This is a genomic window from Streptomyces sp. NPDC059917, from assembly GCF_042730635.1.
Lineage (GTDB): Bacteria > Actinomycetota > Actinomycetes > Streptomycetales > Streptomycetaceae > Streptomyces.
Genome location: NZ_JBHWLC010000039.1, coordinates 1 through 22,550, shown reverse-complemented (window position 1 = coordinate 22,550; position 22,550 = coordinate 1). Strand labels below are relative to the sequence as shown.

The window sequence follows — 22,550 nt, the reverse complement described above, 5'->3', positions numbered from 1 at the left end:
GTCACGCCTTGCCTCCGGGGTTCTGGCTGAGCAGGTAGGTGTGCACGGCGCCGCAGGCGGCCACCGACGCGAGCAGCCGGGCCAGCTCGCCGGACGCCCCGGCCAGGGCGATCGTGCGGGCCTCGGCCAGGTCCCGCTCGGCGGTCGCGAGCGCGGTGACCGCCTCCGCGGGCTGCGCGGGCACCGGTTCGGCGCCCTTGCCCGGGGTCTTCCCGGGCGGGTTCCCGGCCGCTCCCGTCCCCGGACCCGGCCCGGTCGGGGCGGCCGCGGAGGGCGACGCGGACGCCTTGCCGCGGCCGTCGTCGGGAGCCAGCGCCCCGACGTGCGCGGCCACCGCGGCGCGCAGCGGCGCCAGGCGCGGGGCCAGCGACGGATGCGCGGCGACGGTGGCGTCGTAACGTTCCAGCAGCGCCTCGCTGTCCCGCACGGCCCCCTCCCGCAAGGGCCGTTCGGGTGGAACCTCGGCCGCTTCGGGGGCGTCGGCGCCACCCGAACAGCCGGTGAGCAGCGCGGCCGTGGCCGCGCCCGCGGCTCCGGCCAACAGGCTCCTTCGCGAAGGCATGGTCCAGGGCACGGCGACGTCCTAGGTGGTCACGGCGGGCAGGGGCGGGGGACAGGCAATGATCACGGTACCCGGGGCCCTGTCCACAGGGCGGACGGCAACACCCCCCGCGACCGGATACCCTGTGGATCTGACACGCGACACACGCGACGGAACCACAACAGCACACGCGGCCGAGGAGTCACCCGGATGAGCACCACCCAGAGCGACAGGCTGCGCGCATTGCTGGAGCCGCTCGTCGCCGCCCAGGACCTGGACCTCGAGGACATCGAGATCTCCAAGGCGGGCAAGCGCCGCATGCTGCGCATCATCGTGGATTCCGACGAGGGCGTGGAACTGGACACCTGTGCCGAGCTGAGCCGGGTGGTCTCCGAGGCACTGGACGCGAGCGACGTCATGGGCGAGGACGAGTACGTCCTCGAAGTGAGTTCGCCCGGCGCCGACCGCCCGCTGACCGAGCACCGCCACTACGTGCGCGCCATCGGCCGCCTCGCCAAGTTCCAGCTGGCCGGCGGGGACGACAAGGGGGCCGGCGAACTCGTCGCCCGCATCCTCGACGTGGACGACGAGGGCATGGACCTCGAAGTGCCGGGCGTGAAGGGCCGCAAGGCGACCGCCCGCCGCATCGCGTTCGCCGACATCGCCAAGGCGCGTGTCGAAATCGAGTTCAACCGCAAGGACAAGAAGGAAGAGGAGGCGTAGTCGTGGACATCGACATGAGTGCCCTGCGGGGTCTGGTCCGGGAGAAGGAGATCTCCTTCGACCTGCTGGTCGAGGCGATCGAATCCGCTCTCCTCATCGCCTACCACCGCACCGAGGGGAGCTTCCGCCGCGCACGCGTCGAGCTGGACCGCACCAACGGTCACGTGGTCGTGTGGGCGAAGGAGGACCCGCGGGATCTGGAGGAGGGCCAGGAGCCCAAGGAGTTCGACGACACCCCGTCGGACTTCGGCCGGATCGCCGCCACCACCGCCAAGCAGGTGATCCTGCAGCGTCTGCGCGACGCGCAGGACGACCAGACCTTCGGCGAGTTCCTCGGCCGTGAGGGCGACGTCATCACCGGCGTCGTCCAGCAGGGCAAGGACCCGAAGAACGTCCTGGTCGACATCGGCAAGCTGGAAGCCATCCTGCCGGTGCAGGAGCAGGTGCCGGGCGAGGAGTACACCCACGGCCTGCGTCTTCGCACGTACGTCGTGCGGGTGGCCAAGGGCGTCCGCGGCCCGTCCGTGACCCTCTCGCGCACCCACCCCAACCTGGTGAAGAAGCTCTTCGCCCTGGAGGTCCCGGAGATCGCCGACGGCAGCGTCGAGATCTGCGCGATCGCCCGTGAGGCCGGTCACCGCACCAAGATCGCCGTGCGGTCCACCCGTTCGGGCCTGAACCCGAAGGGCGCCTGCATCGGCCCGATGGGCAGCCGCGTGCGCAACGTGATGGCCGAGCTGCACGGCGAGAAGATCGACATCGTCGACTGGTCGGACGACCCGGCGGAGATGGTCGCGAACGCGCTGTCACCCGCCCGGGTGAGCGAGGTCGAGGTCGTGGACTGGGACACGCGTTCCGCCCGGGTGACCGTGCCCGACTACCAGCTGTCGCTGGCCATCGGCAAGGAGGGCCAGAACGCCCGCCTCGCCGCGCGGCTCACCGGCTGGCGCATCGACATCCGCCCCGACACGGAGCAGGGCTCCGAAGAGGGTGCCGGAAACGACCGCGACCAGCGGTCGGACCGTCCGGTCCGCTAGTCCACCAGGACAGCGACCGGGAATAAACCGCTACCGGCCGGAGGTTCCCGGCCGGTAGACAGGTGATTACACGACGACGTCCGTTCGATTTTTCGCCCGTAGGGGTGAGGTCGGTGCGGGGAGGTAGACTTAAGCGTGTCTGGCCGGACGCATGTCGGCGCATGCCCTGAACGCACCTGTGTGGGGTGCCGGGAGCGAGCGGCCAAGAACGACCTGCTGCGCATCGTGGTGGCAGGGGACGCGTGCGTCCCCGATCCTCGCGGTACGCTGCCCGGCCGGGGTGCATATGTGCACCCCGCTGTGGTCTGCCTCGACCAGGCGGTACGCCGACGCGCGTTCTCCAGGGCCTTCAAGTCCTCGGGACCGTTCGACACGGCGGAGCTGCGCAAGGCCGTAGAAGGGCCGTAGAGGCACAGCGCAAGAACGAAGCAGTACGGCACGGATACCTCCGTGCGGTCAGGTACCTCGCGAGTTGGAAGTAGGTCGAGATTGCGATGAGCACTCGATGAGTACGCGATGAGTACGCCCATGAAGTAGCGACGGTCCGGCGTAACCCGGACCTAAAAGGAGCGAAGTGGCTAAGGTCCGGGTATACGAACTCGCCAAGGAGTTCGGAGTGGAGAGCAAGGTCGTCATGGCCAAGCTCCAAGAACTCGGTGAGTTTGTGCGTTCGGCGTCCTCGACAATCGAGGCCCCGGTCGTACGCAAGTTGACTGACGCACTGCAGGGCCCCGGCGGCAACGCCGGCAAGTCCGCTGCGAAGCCCGGCGCGCCCCGCAAGGCCGCGCCTGCCAAGCCCGGGGCTCCCACCCCGGGTCCCGTTGCACGTCCCGCGGCTCCCAAGCCCGGCGCCCCGGCCCCCAAGCCGGTCGTCGCCGAGGCTCCGGCCGCAGCCGCGCCCAGCGCCCCCGCCCCGGTGACTCCGGCCGCTTCCGGCCCGCGTCCCGGTCCGAAGGCACCGGCCGCCCCGAAGCCCGCCGCCCAGGCGCCGGCTCCGGTCGCGACCGAGTTCACCGCGCCGCCGTCGGCCCCCGCTGCCCCGCAGCGCGCCGAGCGTCCCGCCGGTGCGACCCCCGGCCCGCGTCCCGCGCAGCAGCGTCCGGCCGCCGCCCCGGGTCAGACCGGTGCCCGTCCCGGCGCCCCGCGTCCGGCCGGTCAGGGTGGCCAGGAGCGTCCGGCCCAGGGCCAGCGCCCCGCCGCCGGTGGTCAGGCCCCCCGTCCGGGTGGTGCCCGTCCCGCGGGTCCCCGTCCCGGCAACAACCCCTTCACCTCCGGTGGCTCCACCGGCATGGCGCGCCCGCAGGCTCCCCGCCCGCAGGGTGCTCCGCGTCCCGGTGCCCCCGGCGCCGGTGGTCAGGGTGCTCCCCGTCCGCAGGGTGGTCCCGGCGGCGCTCCGCGTCCGCAGGGTCCCGGCGGCGCCCGTCCGACCCCGGGCGGCATGCCCCGCCCGCAGGGCGGCGCTCCGCGTCCGGGTGGTGCCCCCAGTGGTAACCGTCCCAACCCCGGCATGATGCCGCAGCGTCCCGCTGCCGGTCCCCGTCCCGGTGGCGGCCCCGGCGGCGCCGGTCGCGGTCCCGGTGCAGGCGGTCGCGGTCCCGGCACCGGTGGTGCCGGTCGTCCCGCCGGTGGCGGCGGCTTCGCCGGCCGTCCGGCCGGTCCCGGCTCGCGTCCCGGTGGCGGCGGCGGCTTCGGCGGCCCCCGTCCCGGTGGTGGCGGCGGCTTCGGCGGCGGTCCCGGTGCGGGTGGCGGTGGCCGTCCCGGCTTCGCCGGTCGTCCCGGCGGCCCCGGTGGCCGTGGCGGCACGCAGGGTGCCTTCGGCCGTCCCGGCGGGCCCGCCCGTCGTGGTCGCAAGTCGAAGCGCCAGAGGCGCCAGGAGTACGAGGCCATGCAGGCCCCGTCGGTCGGCGGCGTCATGCTGCCGCGTGGTCACGGCGAGACCGTTCGCCTGTCGCGCGGTGCGTCCCTCACCGACTTCGCGGAGAAGATCAACGCCAACCCGGCGTCGCTCGTCGCCGTGATGATGAACCTCGGCGAGATGGTCACGGCGACGCAGTCCGTCTCCGACGAGACCCTCGAGATGCTGGCCGGCGAGATGAACTACGTCGTTCAGATCGTCAGCCCCGAGGAAGAAGACCGCGAGCTGCTCGAGGGCTTCGACATCGAGTTCGGCGAGGACGAGGGCGGCGAGGAATACCTCATGCCGCGTCCGCCGGTCGTGACCGTCATGGGTCACGTCGACCACGGTAAGACCCGACTCCTCGACGCCATCCGCAAGACGAACGTCGTCGCGGGCGAGGCCGGCGGCATCACGCAGGGCATCGGCGCCTACCAGGTGGGCACCGAGGTCAACGGTGAAGACCGCAAGATCACCTTCATCGACACCCCCGGTCACGAGGCGTTCACCGCCATGCGTGCCCGTGGTGCCAAGTCGACCGACATCGCGATCCTCGTGGTCGCGGCCAACGACGGCGTCATGCCGCAGACGATCGAGGCGCTCAACCACGCCAAGGCCGCCGGCGTCCCGATCGTCGTCGCGGTCAACAAGATCGACGTCGAGGGTGCCGACCCGGTCAAGGTGCGCGGTCAGCTCACCGAGTTCGGTCTGGTCGCCGAGGAGTACGGCGGCGACACGATGTTCGTCGACATCTCCGCCAAGCAGGGTCTGCACATCGACTCCCTGCTGGAGGCCGTCGTCCTCACCGCCGACGCCTCGCTCGACCTGCGCGCCAACCCGGAGCAGGACGCTCAGGGTATTGCGATCGAGTCCCACCTCGACCGTGGCCGCGGTGCCGTCGCCACCGTCCTCGTCCAGCGCGGTACCCTCCGCGTCGGCGACACGATGGTCGTGGGCGACGCCTACGGCCGCGTGCGCGCCATGCTCGACGACAAGGGCAACAACATCGAGGAAGCGGGTCCCGCGACCCCCGTCCTGGTCCTGGGTCTCACCAACGTCCCCGGCGCCGGCGACAACTTCCTCGTCGTCGACGAGGACCGCACCGCCCGTCAGATCGCCGAGAAGCGTGCTGCGCGTGAGCGCAACGCCAACTTCGCCAAGCGCGTCCGCCGGGTGTCCCTGGAAGACCTCGACTCGGTCCTCAAGGCCGGTCTCGTCCAGGAACTCAACCTCATCATCAAGGGCGACTCGTCCGGTGCGGTCGAGGCCCTCGAGTCCTCGCTGCTCCAGCTCGACGTCGGCGAAGAGGTCGACATCCGCGTCCTGCACCGTGGTGTGGGTGCGGTCACCGAGTCGGACATCTCGCTGGCGATGGGCTCCGACGCCATCGTCATCGGTTACAACGTCCGTGCGGTCGGTCGCGCCGCGCAGATGGCGGACCGCGAGGGCGTCGACGTCCGCTACTACTCGGTGATCTACCAGGCCATCGAGGAGATCGAGGCGGCCCTGAAGGGTCTCCTCAAGCCGGAGTACGAAGAGGTCGAGCTCGGTACGGCGGAGGTCCGCGAGGTCTTCCGCTCGTCCAAGCTGGGCAACATCGCGGGTGTTCTCATCCGCTCCGGCGAGGTCAAGCGCAACACCAAGGCGCGGCTCCTGCGCGATGGCAAGGTCATCGCCGAGAGCCTCACCATCTCCGGTCTGCGCCGCTTCAAGGACGACGTCACCGAGATCCGTGAAGGCTTCGAGGGCGGTATCAACCTCGGTAGCTACAACGACATCAAGATCGACGACGTCATCGCGACGTACGAGATGCGCGAGAAGCCGCGCGCGTAAGCACGCGGCGGTTCGCACCCTCTCGGTTCGTACCGTGTCGTAACCCCGGGGCCGGTCGGCGGAATATCCGTCGATCGGCCCCGGCCGTTGCGTGTACGGTTCTGGTGTCCCTGCCGGGCGATGGCCCGGCAGGTCACCGAACCCGAACCGGCGGGACATCCGGCCACCGCATGTACGTGGGGACTCTGTCCTTCGATTTGCTCCTCGGCGATGTTCATTCGTTGAAGGAGAAACGCTCCGTCGTCCGGCCCATCGTCGCCGAGCTCCAGCGCAAGTTCTCTGTGAGCGCGGCCGAGGTGGGCGATCAGGACCTGCACCGCAGGGCCGAGATAGGGGTCGCTCTGGTGACCGGGGACACGAGCTTTTTGTCGGACGTACTGGACCGCTGTGAGCGGCTGGTCGCGGCACGTCCGGAAGTGGAGCTGCTGTCGGTACGACGGCGGATCCACGGTGATGACGACTGACTGCAAGAAAATGAAGGAGACGGACCAGTGGCCGACAACGCGCGCGCGAAGAAGCTGGCAGACCTCATCCGGGAGGTGGTCGCCCAGAAGCTCCAGCGTGGGGTCAAGGACCCGCGTCTCGGTACGCACGTGACGATCACGGACACCCGGGTCACCGGTGACCTGCGGGAGGCCACGGTCTTCTACACGGTGTACGGCGACGACGAGGACCGTGCCAGTGCGGCAGCCGGGCTGGAGAGCGCCAAGGGCGTCCTGCGCTCGGCGGTCGGCCAGGCGGCCGGCACCAAGTTCACCCCCACGCTGACCTTCGTGGCGGACGCCCTCCCGGAGAACGCGAAGACCATCGAGGACCTCCTCGACAAGGTCCGCGCCTCCGACGCCCAGGTGCGCGAGGCGTCCTCGGGCGCCACGTTCGCGGGCGAGGCCGACCCGTACAAGAAGCCGGGCGAGGACGAGGACGCAGCCGCGGAATGAGCACTGACCGCACCCCGCCGCCGGACGGCCTTGTCATCGTCGACAAGCCGTCCGGCTTCACTTCGCACGACGTGGTCGCCAAGATGCGCGGGATCGCCAGGACCCGCCGCGTCGGCCACGCCGGCACGCTCGACCCGATGGCCACGGGCGTCCTCGTCCTCGGCGTGGAGAAGGCCACCAAGCTGCTCGGCCACCTCGCGCTGACCGAGAAGGAGTACCTCGGTACGATCCGCCTCGGGCAGAACACCCTGACCGACGACGCCGAGGGCGACCTCACCTCCTCCACCGACGCCTCCGGGGTGACCCGCGAGGCCGTGGACGAGGGCATCGCCAAGCTTTCCGGCGAGATCATGCAGGTCCCGTCGAAGGTCAGCGCCATCAAGATCAACGGCGTACGGTCCTACAAGCGCGCCCGTGACGGCGAGGACTTCGAGATCCCGGCCCGCCCGGTCACCATCTCCTCGTTCCAGGTCTACGACATGCGCGAGGCCGAGGCCGAGGACGGCACCAAGGTCGTCGACCTCGTCGTCTCCGTCGTCTGCTCCAGCGGTACGTACATCCGCGCCCTCGCGCGCGACCTGGGCGCCGACCTCGGCGTCGGCGGCCACCTCACGGCGCTCCGGCGCACCCGGGTGGGCCCGTACAAGCTGGACAAGGCGCGCACCCTGGACCAGCACCAGGAGGAGCTCACCGTCATGCCGATCGCCGAGGCGGCGGCCGCGGCGTTCCCGCGCTGGGACCTCGACGCCCGGCGCGCCGCACTGCTCGGCAACGGCGTGCGGCTGGAGATGCCGGAGGAGTACCCCGTGGGCAGGACCGTCGCGGTCTACGGGCCGCAGGGCACGCTCCTCGGGCTGGTCGAGAACAAGGGCGGCAAGGCGAAGTCCCTGGCGGTCTTCGTCTGACGCGCCGGCCGCCGGGTCGTGCCCGGCGGCGCGCGACGTCGTTCGACGTGGAGCGGTGAGCGCTCGAAGACCGCTGCTCACCGCTCCACGACCCCCCTCGGGTAGGTCTCTATCCACCCGGACCCCCGTATTCACCCGTCCGAGCAGGCGCTCGGAGTGAATGGAGGGAGCGAAGGGGGGCGCTTTCGCGACGCGTGCTTTTCGCGCTGATCTTCACCGACCTACCGTCGTGAGCACGGGCGTGGCGGGGAGCGGGTGCGGCGATGGCGTTCACGGGCGGTACGGGCGGTACGGCTGGTTCGGGCGGTGACGGTGCCGAGGGCGCCGGGGGCGCCGCATGCGGCGCGGCCGACCCGGAGCGCGAGGTGGGACTGGTCGGGATCTTCGATCCGGCCGGGCATCCGCGGGGGAGCGGCTTCGTCGCCGACGACCGCGGGACGGTGCTGACCGCCCACGAAGCGGTGGCGGGCCTCGACCGGGTCCTGCTGCGCGGGGCCGGGGAACGCGCCCGGCTCACCGCGGCCGACCAGGTGACCCTGCTGCCGGGGACCGCGCTGGCGCTCGTACGGACCGACGGACTCGGGGTGCGGCCGCTGCCGGTGGCCGCGCGGGAGGCGGTGGAGCCGGGGGCGTACGTCCGGCTGGCCGCGCGGGGCTGGCGGCAGGCGCGGGTGCTCGGGGGCGCGCAGGTCACCTACCGGGCGGTCGCGGACCGGGCGGGGGACGGCGGGCCGTGGCCCGTCGCCGCGGCGGTGGAACTGGCCATCGGCACCGACGGCCGGGACGCCCTCCGGCTGGGCGGGGAGGTCTGCGGAGGTCCCGTGCTGGACGCCGGGACCGGGTCGGTGCTCGCGGTCGTGAGCACCGCACTCCAAGCGGACCGGCGCTCCGGAACCTTCGTGGTCCCCCTGCACGCGGCGGCCGCCGCCGACCCGCGCGGCCCCCTCGCCGAACTCCTGGCCCGCAACGCCGCGACCGTCCCCGGCTACGGGAACGACCTGAACCTCGCCGGAGCCCTCCAGCTGACCGGGATGACGGTGGGACCCGCCGTCCCCGCGCCCGCCGTGGAGGCGGTGGAACGGGCGGGCACCGTCCGGGAGTTCGAGGAGTTCCTCGCCTCCGGACGACCGGTGCTGGGCCTGGTCGGCGAGCCGGGCACGGGCCGCACCACGGAGCTGGCCGCCCTGGCCGCCCGCCGGGCCCGGGGCCGCGAACCGGCCCCGACGGTGTGGCTGCGCGGCGCCGACCTGCTGGCCGCCGACGGCTCCCTCGGCGAAGCGGTGGGGCGGGCGCTGTCGGAAGCGGCCCGGATCGTGGCCGCACCCCGGACCCCGACCGTCGATCCGGAGCTCGGGGAACGGGTGGCGGCGCTGGCCGTACGCGCCCGGCGGCCGCTGCTGGTCCTGCTGGACGCGCCGGAGGAGATGCCGCCGCACCTGGCCCACCGGCTGGCGGACTGGACCACCGGCACGGCGGCCTGGCTGAGCCGGACCGGCGCGCGGCTGATCGTGGCGGGGCGGCCGGAACACTGGGAGCGGGCCGGGGCGCTCTATCCGCCCGAGGCCCTGCACACCCCCGGCCGCCCGGCCCGCCGCCTCCCCCCGGCGCTGCGGCTCGGCGACCTGACCCCGCAGGAGGCGGCGCTGGCCCGGTCCCGCTACGGCGTCCCGGACGACGGCGTCCACCCGCTGGCCGCCCGCCACCCGCTGGCGCTGCGGCTGCTGTCGGACGTCCGCGCGGCCGGGGTCACCTCGGGCCGGCCCTCCCGGAACGAGACCTTCGCGGCCCACCTGGACCTGATGTGCCTGCGCGTCGCGGTCCGCGTATCGGCCGCCCCGCCGACCGCGGACCCCGAGCCGGACCCGGGGGAGCGCGACGGTCCGTACGGGATCTCCGACACGCCGGGCCCGGAGCCGGAGCCGGAGCCGGAGCCGGCGGGGCCGTCCGCGTCCGGGTCCGGGGCCGCGTTCGAGGGCGAGGGCGAGGGCGAGGCGCACGACGCTCCCGGCTGGTGGCTGCCGCCCGACCCGCGGGCGCCCCGCGAAGGCGACGGCACGGACTCCGGCCCGGATCCGGAGCCGGATGCGGATGCGGATCCGGGGGCCGGGCGCGGGCCCGCGGGAGGGGCCGGGTCCGGGGTGCACGGGCCCGGGGTCCGGCGGTTGGCGGCCCGCGTCGCCGGGCGCGTGCACGAGGCGGCGCGGCGGTGCCTGGGGCCCGGGCAGGGGCAGTTGGACCGGGCCTCCTTCGAGGAGCTCTTCCCCTGGCGCACCGGCTGGGCCTCGGCCGTGCTCGCCGAGGGGCTGCTCGTGCCCGCCGGGCCCGGCGGCTACCGGCTCGCCCACGAGGAGCTGTCCGACTGGCTCCAGGCCGCCCACCTCGACGTGCCGAGCGCCCTCGACACCCTGGTCCACCACCCCGACGCCGCCCTGGGGCTCCCGGTCCCGCGCCACCGGATCGGACCGGTGCTGGAGGCCCTCCTGCTGCTGCCCGACCCGGCCCTGACCGGGGTCCTCACCCGGCTCGTGGAGGCCTTGAACCTGCTGGCCGAGCGCGCGGACGCGGCGAGCGCGGAGAACGACGGGGACCGGGGCTGGTGGGCGGGGCGGCTCGTGCGCGGGGCCCTGCTGCGCCGCGCCGACGCCCTGCCCCACCTCCCCGTCCTGCACGCCCTCGCCGAGCACGTCTCGCGCGCCGGTCCCGGGGAGTTCGGCGGCTGGTTCTGGAACCGGCTGCGGTTGCCCGAAGCCGACCGCCTCGACCTGCTGCGCCGCCTGCTCCCGGCGGACCCGGCGCCGGATCCGGCCGCCCCCGACGGGGACCGCTTCCTCGACGCCGCGGCCCGCCGCCTCGCCCGCGACGCCCGCTCCGTCCAGCCGCTGCTCTGCGCCTGGTTCGGCGACGAGCGCCGCCTGCACGGCCGTCCCGGGGCCACCGTCGCCACCGCCGCCCAGGCCCTGCTGCACACGCACCGCCGCTTCGCGGTGGACGACCTCGCCGAGGCGCTCGTCACCGCCGCGCACCCCCGCGCCGACGAGCTGCTCTCCGTACTCGCCGAGGAGGAGCCCTCCGCCGTCAGCCGCGCCGTGGACCGCTGGGCCCACGACGAGCGCCCGGAACGCCGGGTCGCGGCCGCCGCGTACGGACTGGCGGCCGCCCCGCACGTGCGCACCCCCGCGGACCGGGAGCTGCTCCGCTTCGCCGCCCGGGCGCTCCTCGCCCGCCCGGCCGACGCCTCGCTGCACGGCACCGCCCTCGCGATCCTGCTGCGCGACCCGCAGGAGCGGGCCCGATACCTGCCGGACGCGCTCGCCTGCTTCCGCACGCGCGGCTCCCGGCTGCCCGCCGCCGAGCTGGTGGCCGCGCTGCCCGTCCTGCCCGACCAGGACGCCGTCTTCGACGCGCTCGCCGACCGGGCCGACGGCGAGGTGCTGCGGGCGCTGGCCGTGCTGACCACGCCCGCGCTGGCCCGTCGGGCCGCCGAGCTGGTCCGGGCCCACCTCGCCCGGCACCCCGAGGACGCCCCGCACGCGGCCGCCTTCGTGCACCACCGCCTGGGGCAGGGTCCCTGTGCCGGGCCGGTGCTGCGCCCCCTGGTGCTGCACCTGCTGGACGGGCCCGTCGGCGTGCGGACCGCGCTCGCCGAGGTGCTCGCGGCGCCGGGCGGGGACGACGCGTACGCGCTGCGGGACGAGCTGGTCGACGTACTCCTCGACACGGAGAACGACGTGCGGGTGCTGGACGCCCTGCTCGGCGCCGTGGCGCTCGGCGCGGGCGCGCGGCCCGCCGAGCGGAGCCGGGAGCTGCTGCGGCGCACCGGGCGCGGGCTGCTGCGCGCGCCGGGCGGTGCGGCCGTCTTCGACCGGCGCGCGGTCGAGCTGGCGCGCGCCGTCCCCGCCTTCGGGGCGCTGGCGGCCCGCTGGTTGGCGCAGGACGCGGCGGAGGCGGCCGCGCTCCTCGGGCCCAGCGCGCGGCGGATGATCGAGACGCTGCGCCCGGACTCGAGGGCGCCTTGACGTGCCCCTGACCTGAGGCAGATGCCGATGCGGGCCCCGGAGCACCGGCATGGCAGTCTTAGACCTGCAATCTCTACAGGTACGACACGGGTTCGGGCGAGGAGCGGTCACAGTGCAGCGCTGGCGTGGCTTGGAGGACATCCCCCAGGACTGGGGACGCAGCGTCGTCACCATCGGCTCGTACGACGGTGTGCACCGGGGTCATCAGCTGATCATCGGACGGACGGTGGAGCGGGCGCGCGAGCTGGGCGTACCGTCCGTCGTCGTCACCTTCGACCCGCACCCCAGCGAGGTCGTGCGCCCCGGCAGCCACCCGCCGCTGCTGGCCCCGCACCACCGGCGCGGCGAACTGATGGCCGAGCTGGGCGTCGACGCGCTGCTGATCCTGCCGTTCACGGCGGAGTTCTCGCAGCTCTCCCCGGCCGACTTCATCGTGAAGGTCCTGGTCGACAAGCTGCACGCGCGCACCGTCATCGAGGGCCCGAACTTCCGCTTCGGCCACCGGGCCGCCGGGAACGTCGCCTTCCTCGCGGAGCTGGGCGCCACCTACGACTACGAGGTCGAGGTCATCGACCTGGTCGTGCGCGGCACGGCGGGCGGCGGCGAGGCCTTCTCCTCCACGCTCGTGCGCCGACTGGTCGCCGAGGGCGACATGGAGGGCGCGGCCGAGATCCTCGGACGGCCGCACCGGGTCGAGGGCGTCGTGGTGCGCGGTGCGCAGCGCGGCCGCGAGCTGGGCTACCCGACGGCGAACGTCGAGACCCTGCCGCACACGGCGATCCCGGCGGACGGCGTCTACGCGGGCTGGCTGACGGCCGACGGCGAGCGGATGCCCGCGGCGATCTCGGTCGGCACGAACCTGCAGTTCGACGCCACCGAGCGGACGGTCGAGGCGTACGCGATCGACCGCGTGGGGCTGGACCTCTACGGGCTGCACGTGACGGTCGACTTCCTGGCGTACGTGCGCGGGATGGCGAAGTTCGAGTCGCTGGACGGCCTGCTGGAGGCGATCGCGGACGACGTGAAGCGGGCGCGGGTGCTGACCGACGTCTACGACGCGGAGCGCTGACCGGCGACCTCGACGCGCAGCGCCGGCCGAGCGGTCGGCGCCACGGGGAACGGGCGAGGGCCCGTACCGTCCACCGGACGGTACGGGCCCTCGCTGTTCGCCGGTGGCGCTACTGGCGCGGGTCCTGCGGCGGGGCCGGAGGCTGCTGCGGCCAGCCCTGGCCGGGCTGGGGCTGCTGCGGCGGGTACGGCTGGCCGTAGGGCTGCGGGGGCTGCTGCTGGGGATGGGGCTGCGCGGGCGGCTGCTGCTGCGGCTGCTGGGGGGCGTAGGGCTGCTGCGGCTGCGGCTGGCCGTACGGGGAGTGCGGGGGGTAGGGGTACGGCTGCGCGGGCTGCGGCGGTTGGGGCTGCTGCGGTGCCTGTGCCGGTGCCTGTGCGGCGTGGGGCGGGCCCTGCTGCCAGTGCGGCTGCGGCTGGGACTGCTGCGCGCGGACGAAGTCCTCGGCGACCAGGGCGGAGAGGTTGAAGTACGCCTCGCGCGTCTTGGGCCGCATCATGTCGAGGTCCACTTCGGCGCCGGCGGACAGGTGCTCGTCGAACGGCACCACGACCACCCCCCGGCAGCGGGTCTCGAAGTGCTGGACGATGTCCTCGACCTTGATCATCTTGCCGGTCTCGCGGACCCCCGAGATCACGGTGATCGAGCGCGAGACGAGGTCGGCGTACCCGTGGGCGGAGAGCCAGTCGAGCGTGGTGCTGGCGCTGCTCGCACCGTCCACGGACGGGGTCGAGATGATGATCAGCTGATCGGCCAGGTCCAGGACCCCGCGCATCGCGGAGTAGAGGAGCCCGGTGCCCGAGTCCGTGAGGATGATCGGGTACTGGCGGCCCAGCGTGTCGATCGCGCGCCGGTAGTCCTCGTCGTTGAAGGTCGTCGAGACGGCCGGGTCCACGTCGTTGGCGATGATCTCCAGCCCGGAGGGGGCCTGCGAGGTGAACCGCCGGATGTCCATGTACGAGTTCAGGTACGGGATGGCCTGGACGAGGTCGCGGATCGTCGCCCCCGTCTCGCGGCGCACGCGGCGCCCGAGGGTGCCGGCGTCCGGGTTCGCGTCGATCGCCAGGATCTTGTCCTGGCGCTCGGTGGCCAGCGTCGCGCCGAGGGCGGTGGTGGTCGTGGTCTTGCCGACGCCGCCCTTGAGACTGATGACGGCGATGCGGTAGCAGGACATGACCGGGGTGCGGATCAGGTCCAGCTTGCGCTGGCGCTCCGCCTCGGCGGCCTTGCCGCCGAAGCGGAAGAGGCCCGCCGCGCCGCCGGAGCCGCCCGCGCGGTTGCTCTTCGGCTTCTGCTTGTTGCGCAGGAGGCGGTCGGAGGACAGCTCCACGGCGGCCGTGTAGCCGAGCGGGGCGCCGCCCGTGGGGGAGCCCGCGGGGTAGCGGGGGTCCTGCGGGCCGGGCGCGCCGGGGCCGCCGGGCTGCGGCCACTGCTGGCCGAGCCGGGGGTCGCCCTGCGGCGGTGCCTGCGGGGTCTGAGGGGGCTGGGGTGCGTGCGGGGGCTGTTGCGCCTGCGGCTGGCCCCAAGGGGTGCCGCTCTGGGGCGGGTTGGGCGCGGCCGGGTAGCCGTAGCCGGGTGGTGCGGTGGGCGCCGGGGCGGGTACGGGCGCCGGTACCGGTACCGGTACCGGTGCGGGGGCCGGGGGGTACCCGTACCCCTGCTGCGGATCGGCGGCGGGCTCGTCCACGGGGTGCGAGGGGAACGCGGGCGGCAGCGGCGGCAGTTCGGTCGGCGCCGCGGGAGCGGGCCAGGGCGGCCCGGGAACGGCGTCCTGCGGCTCGTCGGCGGCCGCGGCGGGGGCCGGTGCGGGCGCGTACGGAGCCGGGAAGGGCGCCGGGAACGGCGAACTCCCCTCGCCCGCGGGCGCGTCGGCCGCGCCGCGGTACGGGTCCGGCGCACCGCTCTGCGGCGCGGACGCGGGGGCGGCTTCCTGCGGGGCGTCGACGCCGGCCGCCGGGGTCGGCCCGGCGGCGCCGGACAGCGGTACGGGCGAGCCGTCGGCCGGGGTCGCTCCCGGGCCGGTCGAGGCGGCGGAGCCCTCCGGGAACGCGGTCACCGCGTCACCCGCGGGGGTGAACCCGGAACCACCGCTCCCACCCGTCGCCGCACCCGCGTCGGCGGAGCGGGGCGCGAGGTCGTCCGCGACCGGGGCCGCGGCGGCCGCGCCGGGGTACGACGCGTCCGCCGGGGTGCCCGCACCCGGAAGCGCGGAGTGGGGGCCACCACCGGGCGCCTGCGCACCGGCGTCGGGCGTGCCCGGGTCCGTGCCGGACGCCCCCGGGAACGGCGTCACCGCAGCGGCGCCCGCGGGAGCGGCGGGGTAGGGCGCGAGGCCGTCCCCGACCGGTCCGGCGTCAGGAGCGCCCAGGGGCGCAGCACCCGCACCCGGGTACGGCGCGACGTCACCGGCGGCCGGTGCACCGGGGTACGGCGAGGCGTCGATTGCGGCCGGTGCGCCCGGCAGCGGCGGGACGTCACCCCCGGCCGGTGCGCCCGGCAGCGGCGAGGTGCCACCCGCGGCCGGTGCGCCCAGGTGTGCCGAGGCGTCGACCCCGGCCGGTGTGCCGGGGTACGGCGAGGCGTCGATTGCCGCCGGTGCGCCCGGGTACGGCGAGGTGCCACCGGCGGCCGGTGCGTCCGGGTGCGGGGAGACGTCACCCGCGGCCGGTGCGCCGGGGTGCGAAGTGGCGCCCGTGGGTGTGCCGGGGTACGGCGCGGTGCCACCCGGGGCCGGGTACGGCGCCGGGGTCCCGGGTGCGGGCGCGTCGGCCGCGGCGGGGTGCGGCGCGCCCGTGGGGGCGGCGCCGGTCGGGGCCGCGTCCGCGCCCGGAACGCGCGCCGGCGGGAACGGGGAGCCGCCCGTCGGCTCGGCGGGGCCGGGGGCCGCGGGCTGCGCCGGGACCGGCGCGATCCGCATCGTCGACGGGGAGGTGATGTCCCCCGGCCGGTGCGGCTCGAACCCGCTGCCCGCCGGGAGGTCCGGCGGGGTCGGGCCCGCCGGCGCGTCCTGTGTGTACCAGGCCGGCGGGGTGTAGTCGATGGTGAACTCGCCCGTCAGCTCGGGCTCCGCGTCGGACTGATCGTCCGTCGGGACGTTCCACGTCCCGCCGCGGCTCTCGTTCCGATCGCCGTTCACTGGTCCTCCTGGTCTGGTCGAACACCGGGCCGGCGCCCCCATCGGCACCGCGCCCACGGTCAGCCTAATCGCGCCCGGCGATGGCCCGCGGCCCCGACCCGTCACCGGCGCGGACGCCCCACGGGTCGGTCCGGTTCCGGTCGCGTGCCGTCGGCCCGCCCGCGCGCCCGGCCCCGCGGCCGGGACGGATGCGCGACGGGCGCGTACGAAGACGCCTGCCCGCCCGGCGCCCGGCGCAAGCCGGGCGGACCCGACGGGCTGCGCACACCCCCGCCCACGACGCCCACGACGCCCACGAGACCCCCCCGTCCCCGGGGACACCCCCGCCACCGGCAACCACCGAGTCCACGACCATCCGGCCGAGGGCGCCGCGCGGATCCCGTCGACCGGTCCGCTCAGTCGATCCGTCGGGCTGCCCCCAGCAGCCCCGTCTCCGCGTCCGTGCCCTGCGTCATCACGAACTGCCGGTCCCGCGGCGTGCACCAGAGCGTCACGCCGTCGCCGAGCGTGGGCAGCGACTCCACCGCGCCGCGCGGCAGGTTCATCAGGCGGCCGAGCTGGTCCGCCTCGTCGGGGGACACCCGCTGCACCCCCACCAGGGAGGACTGCTGGAGCAACCTCGGCGCGGTCGGGCTCAGATACGGCAGCAGGGTCAGCACGGACTGCCAGGGCCCGGCCACCACCCGGCCGCGCGGCGGGCGCATCCCGCAGTCGCGGATCACCAGCACCGGGCTACCGGCCGAAGCGCCCTGCGGGGGCACCCGGCCCACCTCGTGCAGGGTCACGCACTGCTGGCCGCCGCCCGCGGCCTGCGCCAGCCCCGACCAGACCTGCGCGCGTCCGGTCTCCACGGCCACCCGGGCCCCGGTCGCCGCCGCGCGCAGCGCGAGCACCTGGGCCGTCCACAGGCCGCCGATGAGGGTGACCTCGTACGGCGCGGGGCGGTTGATGCCGAGCACCGCGGGTCGGCCGTCGGCGTCCACGCCGATGACCACGCCGTCGTCCCCGATCGGCAGGGCCAGCGCGTCCAGGTCCGCGGCGGGCATCGCGTGCCGCTCCCGGCGCGGGCCGACCAGCCCGTATCCCACTCTCATCGTGATCCCACCGTCATCGTGCGCCGCCGAGGGGCAGCGAGGCCAGTACGCCCGGCAGCTGTTCGCGGTCCAGTCGGACCAGCGCGGTCTTCACCCCGCGCGCGGTGGTCTCCAACGCCCGCCGCGCGGCGACCAGTTCCTCGTCGCTGCGCCCGGTGATGCGGACGTGTCCCGTCAGGGTGACCCCGTGCCGCTCGGCCGGGGCGAGGGTCAGGCTGAAGTTGGTGGCCAGCGCGGGCAGCGAGGTGAGCAGCGCGACGAACTGCGGCAGCGGCGCCGCGCCGCCGCCCAGCTGCGGCCAGCGGGAGATCCAGTACGTCGTGTGCCGCCGGTCGTCGCAGCGCCAGGTCCGCGGGGTCTCCTCGGTGCGCCGCCCGGGCGTGCCCGCGCGGCCCGCCGCGCGGCCCGCCTGGGTGATCGCCATCGGGTTCGCGCACGAGGAGGTCGCCAGCGCGGCCGTCAGCTCCTGCTCGGTCAGGACCGTGGCCCGGAAACCGGCTCCGGCGAGGCGGCTCGCCAGCTGGTCGGCGGCCCGCACCACGCAGCGCTGCGCTCCGGCCAGGCCGCCGCCGCGCGCGGCGACCGCCTCCGGGCACAGCTCGGGGTCGAGCTTGAGCGCGATCCAGGTGAGGCGGACGGCCGGGGTGCCGGTCAGGGCCTGGAGGGGCGCGTAGTTGCGGGTGGCCATCGACTGGGCGGGCAGGTGCGGGGCGGGCGCGGGCTGGGTGTGCTGCACCAGCTGCGCCGACTCCAGCCGGATGCCGTCCACTTCGAGGACGTCCCGGACGATGCCGAGCGGCAGCGGCCGCGCGGAGCGGTCCGGGCGCAGCGCCGTCGCGTCCATGTCGACCTGGACGACCGCGGTCAGGAAGGTCCCGTCGCCGATCATGCCGACCGGGCGGCGGTCGCGGTCGCTGAACGTGCAGGTCCGCAGCGCCGGATCGGCCTCGACGAGCGGGGCCAGCCCCGGCTCGGTGCCCGTGGGCACGGGGGAGGAGGCGGCCCGGCGGCGGCGCGCGCGCAGCGCGAGCGCGGTGCCGATCCACTCGGGCAGCGAGCGTTGGTGGCGACGGACGACCGCCAGCAGGAGGAGCACGGCCGCCAGCACACCGGCCGGCACCAGCAGCAGCGGGTCCACCACCCAGGCGACGAGCAGCACCGCGGCCGCGACCTGGACCAGGACGAGCTGTTGCAATCGGAACGGTCCGAACCGCCCCGGGGTCGACCGGGGGTGTGGTGTCACACCCGACGCGGTACTCGAATTCCCCGTGCGTTCCCGGGCGGACGGTGTGCCGCGCTCCGGTGCGGCCTCGGCCGCACGCCGCTGCCTCGCGGTCGTCCTCACTCGCGGACCTCCCCTTCCCGGGGCCGCGCCCCGTGAGTTCCGACGGTGCGGCACCTGCCCGCGTGACCCCGGAATCTCCCCTAACCACCCCAACAAGCCCTGATTACCCCGGTACGGGAGGCACGGAGCGGCGCCCTCACCCTACCCGGCCCCTGCACACCCTCCGTCAACAGGCATAGTAGGTGCCCGGTCCGACAATCGAGGCTCGGGGACCGGACCCACCGACCGGGCCGTGCGGGGAGAAGCAGGCGGTCATGGCATCACGACGCGATGAGCTGAACGCGTACACCTTTGCGAAGCGGCGCACCGTCGCCGCGTTCCTCCAGCCGTCCGCCACCGGCACCGAGGAGGGCGCGCCGCGCCCCCTGCGCGCGGCCGTGCCGGGACTGGTGGTCGGAGCGCTGATCCTCGCCGCGTTCGGCGCGTGGGGCATGTTCAAGTCCCAGGCCCCCAAGGGATGGGCCGACCCGGGCGCCAAGGTCATCGTCGGCAAGAACTCGACGACCCGGTACGTGGTCCTCACCACGAAGGACGGCGGCAAGACGCAGACCCGACTGCACCCCGTCCTCAACCTGGCGTCCGCCCGGCTGCTCCTGGACCCGGACAAGTTCCAGGTCATCCAGGTCGACGACAAGCTCCTCGACGGGGGCAAGCCCCCGCGCGGCCCGATCATCGGCATCCCCTACGCCCCCGACCGGCTGCCCGCCCCCGCCGACGCGGGCAAGGCCAAGCGCTGGGCCGTCTGCCAGCAGCCGGGCGGCAACGGGCACGGGGTGCAGACCGCCGCCTTCGTCCTCGCCGACCGCGAGGCCCCCCTGCTGGACGACTCCCGCCGGGTCGCCGACGGCCAGGTGCTGTACGTCCAGAGCTCCGGCCCGACCAAGGAACGCTTCCTGGTCGACGCCACGGGCACCAAGTACAAGTTCCCCGAGGGCGCCGCCGGCAGCCCGGCTGCCTCCGACGCCCAGAAGCTCACCAACGCCCTGGTCGGCAGCGGCACTCCGCAGCAGGTCACCGACCAGTGGCTGGCCACCCTGAAGCCCGGCGAGGACCTCGGCTTCCCCCAACTGCCCGGCGCCGTGGGCGCGGACGCGGGCGTGTCCGGGCTGAGCACCGCCGACAACCGGGTCGGCATGGTGCTGCGCGCGGTCACCGGCTCCGGCCCGCAGCACTACGTGGTGCTGCCCGGCGGCAAGGTCTCCCCGGTCACCGAGTTCGTCGCCTGGCTGCTCATCAACGCCCCGGCGACCGACAAGCTCAACATGACGGGCAAGCCGCGCGAGGTGGACCTGCAGTCCCTCAGCCCGGACCCCGTCCCCTTCCGGGGCGACGCCCGCTGGCCCGCGAAGAAGTCCGCGCAGATCAACCGGACCCCCGCGGCCGGCGCCCCCGCCCCCGCCGCGGGCTCCGGTCAGAGCCCCGACCGCGACACCGTCTGCAACGTCCTGCGCGGCGTCGACGGCCAGGGCAACCAGACGATGAGCACCTGGGCGGGCACCGGCTTCCCCGTCGACATCACCGCGAGCGGCACCAGCGCGTACGTCACCCCCGGCTCGGGGCTCCTCTACACCCAGACCCAGGGCAACCAGGGCACCGCCGGCGGCACCCTCTTCCTCGTGACCGACACCGGCCTGCGCTACGCCGTCCAGGCCAACGGGGACAGCGACGCCGAGCACTCGAAGATCGGCGCGGCCGACCCCAAGGCGAAGGGTTCCGACGGCCGCCCCGAAGCCAGCCAGGCGCAGATCCGGCTGGGCTACGGCAACGTCGTACCGTCCCTGGTGCCGATCGCGTGGTCCGAGTTCCTCTCGAAGGGCCCCCGGCTGGACACCAACGCCGCGCGCCAGCCCCAGGGTTCGTGAGGACGCCGATGCCGACCCAGAAGCCGAAGGCGGCGCGCCGCCGGGTCGCGCTCCGCGCCACGGCCCTCGCCCTGACTACCGCGGCGACCCTGACGTCCGCCGCCGCGGCCGCGACGACGGCCCGGACCACCGGGGCGGCCCCGACCGTCCGGCTCGCCGGTGCGGGCGAGTGCACCTTCCCCATGAAGAAGCAGATCGCCGACCGGCCCTGGGCCCTGCAGCGCCTGCTGCTGGACGCGCTGTGGGCCAAGACCAAGGGCAAGGGCGTCCGGGTCGCCGTCATCGACACCGGCGTGGACCGGGCCAACCCGCAGCTGGCCTCCGCCGTGGACATCGGGGCCGGCAAGGACTACATCGACCCCAAGGGCGGCGACGGCACGACCGACACCGTCGGCCACGGCACCAAGGTGGCCGGTCTGATCGCGGCCCGCCCCCAGGAGGGCACCGGCTTCGTCGGGCTGGCCCCCGAGGCCACGATCATCCCGATCCGGCAGAACGACGACAAGGAAACCGGCAAGGCCGACACCCTGGCCGCCGCCATCCGGCACGCGATCGCCCAGAAGGCCCAGATCATCAACATCTCGCAGGACACCACCCTGCCGATGGCCGAGGACTCCGACCTCGGCAGGGCCGTCAAGGAGGCCGTGGCCGCCGACATCGTCGTGGTCGCCTCCGCGGGCAACGACGGCATGGACGGCCAGAAGCGCAAGACCTACCCGGCCGCCTTCCCCGGCGTGCTCGCCGTCGCCTCCGTGGACCGCAACAACGAGCGCGCCGCCTTCTCCCAGCCGGGACCCTTCGTCGGCGTCGCGGCGCCCGGCGTGGACATGGTCTCGACCGTTCCCGGCTTCGGCCAGTGCGTGGACAACGGCACCAGCTTCTCCGCGCCGTACGTCGCCGGCCTCGCGGCCCTGCTGCGCGCCCAGAACCCCCAGTGGACCGCCCCGCAGATCATCTGGCAGATCGAGCAGTCCGCCGAGCGCGCCGTCAACGGCCGCGACGACTACGTCGGTTGGGGCGTCGTCGACCCGGTCCGCGCGGTGGCCGCCGACAGCGCCGCGCCGCCGTCCGGGCCGCCGAGCGCCGACCCGGGACCGCCGCCTGCGGCCGCGCCCGAAGCCGCGCCGCTCGTTCTCGACGAGACCGCGCAGGAGCGCCAGACGCGCGTGGGGACGTACGCTCTGGGGATCGGATCCGTCCTGATCACCGTCATCGCCGGAGCGGCGGCGGTGGCCCGGGAGAGGCGCCGCAGAAGGCGCCGAACCGGACCAAGCACCCCTGCGTAGAACGGAACACGGGTTTGCACTCCGGGAACCGAACTCCTGCCCGGGCATACTTGTTGGGCCTGTCCTATGAAGTGGCTACAGTGTCAGTGGACTTCACAAGTGTGATGACGGGAGAGAACCGACATGGCGATGAACCTTCAAGTCGATGACGAAAAGAAGGTCAAGCTCGCGGATGAGATCAACACGTACCACTCTGATCTCTCGGGCCGCATCAACCGCCTGAACGACGTCGTCGACCGCATCCAGGCCGGCTGGCAGGGTGCCGCCAGCAAGGAGTACGACGTACTCCAGCGCGGCGTCAACGACAACATGAACAAGATCAAGCAGCGCCTGATCGAGCTGGAAGACGCCATGCGCATGAGCGTCAAGGGCTTCACCGCCCAGGAGCAGGAGCGCATCGCCGAGATCCGCAAGGTCGGCGGCAACACCAGCTCCATCCTCGGCGTCTGACGCACGCCCGCACGGCTGTAACGAACCACAACGGGAGGGAAGACAGCGATGTCACTCGCAGTCAATTACGACACCGTCGCGACCGCCGCGTCCGACGTGCGCACCACCAGCTCTCAGCTCAGCCAGGGGCTCGAGAACCTGATGAACAAGGTGAAGACCGTCGCCGAGAGCTGGGAGGGTGAGGCCAAGACCGCCTACCTCGAGATCCAGCGCGACGTCACCACCAACATGGACCAGATGAACGCGAAGCTGGGCAACATCGCGAACCTGCTCGACAGCTCGCTCGTCGGCTACCAGGACACCGACAAGGGCAACGCGACGCGTTTCCGGATGGTCTGACCGGTAGCACCCCGCCCGCACGAGAGGGGCCCGCGCACCCCCGGGGGGGGGGGGGTGGCCCGTCAGCGCATTGTGGCGTGCCCAT

17 protein-coding genes are annotated in these 22,550 nt (G+C 74.3%); 13 read left to right on the top strand and 4 right to left on the bottom strand.

All coding sequences use genetic code 11. The features are described from left to right. Nucleotide 1 precedes the first annotated feature (1 nt). Nucleotides 2-541 (bottom strand): hypothetical protein, encoded by a 540-nt coding sequence (locus tag ACFWAR_RS22470; protein WP_385779830.1) that lies wholly within the window; start codon nucleotides 539-541, stop codon nucleotides 2-4. A 210-nt stretch (nucleotides 542-751) separates the two neighbouring features. Between ACFWAR_RS22470 and rimP the strand changes: the two genes are divergently transcribed. The 9 genes from rimP to ACFWAR_RS22425 all read left to right on the top strand — a co-directional run bounded on the left by rimP (nucleotide 752) and on the right by ACFWAR_RS22425 (nucleotide 12,956). Next, complete coding sequence (gene rimP, locus ACFWAR_RS22465) at nucleotides 752-1,264, top strand: ribosome maturation factor RimP (protein WP_385779827.1); 513 nt, start codon at nucleotides 752-754, stop codon at nucleotides 1,262-1,264. Between the two features lie 2 nt (nucleotides 1,265-1,266). Next, nucleotides 1,267-2,301, top strand: a complete 1,035-nt coding sequence (gene nusA, locus ACFWAR_RS22460) for a transcription termination factor NusA (protein WP_354383780.1) — start codon at nucleotides 1,267-1,269, stop codon at nucleotides 2,299-2,301. Nucleotides 2,302-2,436: 135 nt separating this feature from the next. Continuing rightward, nucleotides 2,437-2,709 carry a YlxR family protein gene (locus tag ACFWAR_RS22455; RefSeq protein ID WP_385779823.1) on the top strand — a complete coding sequence of 91 codons (273 nt, stop codon included), beginning with the start codon at nucleotides 2,437-2,439 and terminating at the stop codon, nucleotides 2,707-2,709. Nucleotides 2,710-2,875: 166 nt separating this feature from the next. Further along, entirely contained in the window at nucleotides 2,876-6,028 is a 3,153-nt protein-coding gene (gene infB, locus ACFWAR_RS22450; RefSeq protein WP_385779820.1) for a translation initiation factor IF-2, read from the top strand. 170 nt (nucleotides 6,029-6,198) lie between these two features. Beyond that, on the top strand, nucleotides 6,199-6,492 hold the full coding sequence (locus ACFWAR_RS22445) for a DUF503 domain-containing protein (RefSeq protein WP_354383783.1): 294 nt from the start codon (nucleotides 6,199-6,201) through the stop codon (nucleotides 6,490-6,492). A gap of 27 nt (nucleotides 6,493-6,519) precedes the next feature. Further along, on the top strand, nucleotides 6,520-6,966 hold the full coding sequence (gene rbfA / locus ACFWAR_RS22440) for a 30S ribosome-binding factor RbfA (RefSeq protein ID WP_330332934.1): 447 nt from the start codon (nucleotides 6,520-6,522) through the stop codon (nucleotides 6,964-6,966). Next, the gene (gene truB / locus ACFWAR_RS22435; RefSeq protein WP_385779814.1) at nucleotides 6,963-7,871 is read left to right on the top strand and encodes a tRNA pseudouridine(55) synthase TruB; all 909 of its coding nucleotides are present in this window, start codon (nucleotides 6,963-6,965) and stop codon (nucleotides 7,869-7,871) included. The genes rbfA and truB overlap by 4 nt, the downstream gene beginning before the upstream one ends. Nucleotides 7,872-8,134: 263 nt before the next feature. Then, on the top strand, nucleotides 8,135-11,887 hold the full coding sequence (locus tag ACFWAR_RS22430; protein ID WP_385779810.1) for a serine protease: 3,753 nt from the start codon (nucleotides 8,135-8,137) through the stop codon (nucleotides 11,885-11,887). 112 nt (nucleotides 11,888-11,999) lie between these two features. After that, nucleotides 12,000-12,956 carry a bifunctional riboflavin kinase/FAD synthetase gene (locus ACFWAR_RS22425; RefSeq protein ID WP_385779807.1) on the top strand — a complete coding sequence of 319 codons (957 nt, stop codon included), beginning with the start codon at nucleotides 12,000-12,002 and terminating at the stop codon, nucleotides 12,954-12,956. A gap of 109 nt (nucleotides 12,957-13,065) precedes the next feature. Here ACFWAR_RS22425 and ACFWAR_RS22420 read toward each other — a convergent pair whose 3' ends face one another. The 3 genes from ACFWAR_RS22420 to eccE all read right to left on the bottom strand — a co-directional run bounded on the left by ACFWAR_RS22420 (nucleotide 13,066) and on the right by eccE (nucleotide 18,528). Then, the gene (locus ACFWAR_RS22420) at nucleotides 13,066-16,089 is read right to left on the bottom strand and encodes an SCO5717 family growth-regulating ATPase (protein WP_385779804.1); all 3,024 of its coding nucleotides are present in this window, start codon (nucleotides 16,087-16,089) and stop codon (nucleotides 13,066-13,068) included. A gap of 395 nt (nucleotides 16,090-16,484) precedes the next feature. Next, a complete protein-coding gene (locus ACFWAR_RS22415; protein WP_385779802.1) occupies nucleotides 16,485-17,183 on the bottom strand; it encodes a hypothetical protein in 699 nt (232 codons plus the stop codon). 13 nt (nucleotides 17,184-17,196) lie between these two features. Beyond that, nucleotides 17,197-18,528 carry a type VII secretion protein EccE gene (eccE, locus tag ACFWAR_RS22410; protein ID WP_385779799.1) on the bottom strand — a complete coding sequence of 444 codons (1,332 nt, stop codon included), beginning with the start codon at nucleotides 18,526-18,528 and terminating at the stop codon, nucleotides 17,197-17,199. Between the two features lie 254 nt (nucleotides 18,529-18,782). Here eccE and eccB point away from each other — a divergent pair, with 254 nt between their 5' ends. The 4 genes from eccB (at nucleotide 18,783) to ACFWAR_RS22390 (ending at nucleotide 22,465) form a co-directional block, all read left to right on the top strand. Continuing rightward, the gene (gene eccB, locus ACFWAR_RS22405; protein WP_385779796.1) at nucleotides 18,783-20,390 is read left to right on the top strand and encodes a type VII secretion protein EccB; all 1,608 of its coding nucleotides are present in this window, start codon (nucleotides 18,783-18,785) and stop codon (nucleotides 20,388-20,390) included. Nucleotides 20,391-20,398: 8 nt separating this feature from the next. Further along, the gene (mycP, locus tag ACFWAR_RS22400; protein WP_385779793.1) at nucleotides 20,399-21,676 is read left to right on the top strand and encodes a type VII secretion-associated serine protease mycosin; all 1,278 of its coding nucleotides are present in this window, start codon (nucleotides 20,399-20,401) and stop codon (nucleotides 21,674-21,676) included. A gap of 123 nt (nucleotides 21,677-21,799) precedes the next feature. Continuing rightward, nucleotides 21,800-22,126, top strand: a complete 327-nt coding sequence (locus tag ACFWAR_RS22395; protein WP_385779790.1) for a WXG100 family type VII secretion target — start codon at nucleotides 21,800-21,802, stop codon at nucleotides 22,124-22,126. Nucleotides 22,127-22,174: 48 nt separating this feature from the next. Then, nucleotides 22,175-22,465: a WXG100 family type VII secretion target gene (locus tag ACFWAR_RS22390; RefSeq protein WP_385779787.1), complete on the top strand. Its 291-nt coding sequence runs from the start codon at nucleotides 22,175-22,177 to the stop codon at nucleotides 22,463-22,465. The last annotated feature ends 85 nt before the right edge of the window (nucleotides 22,466-22,550 follow it).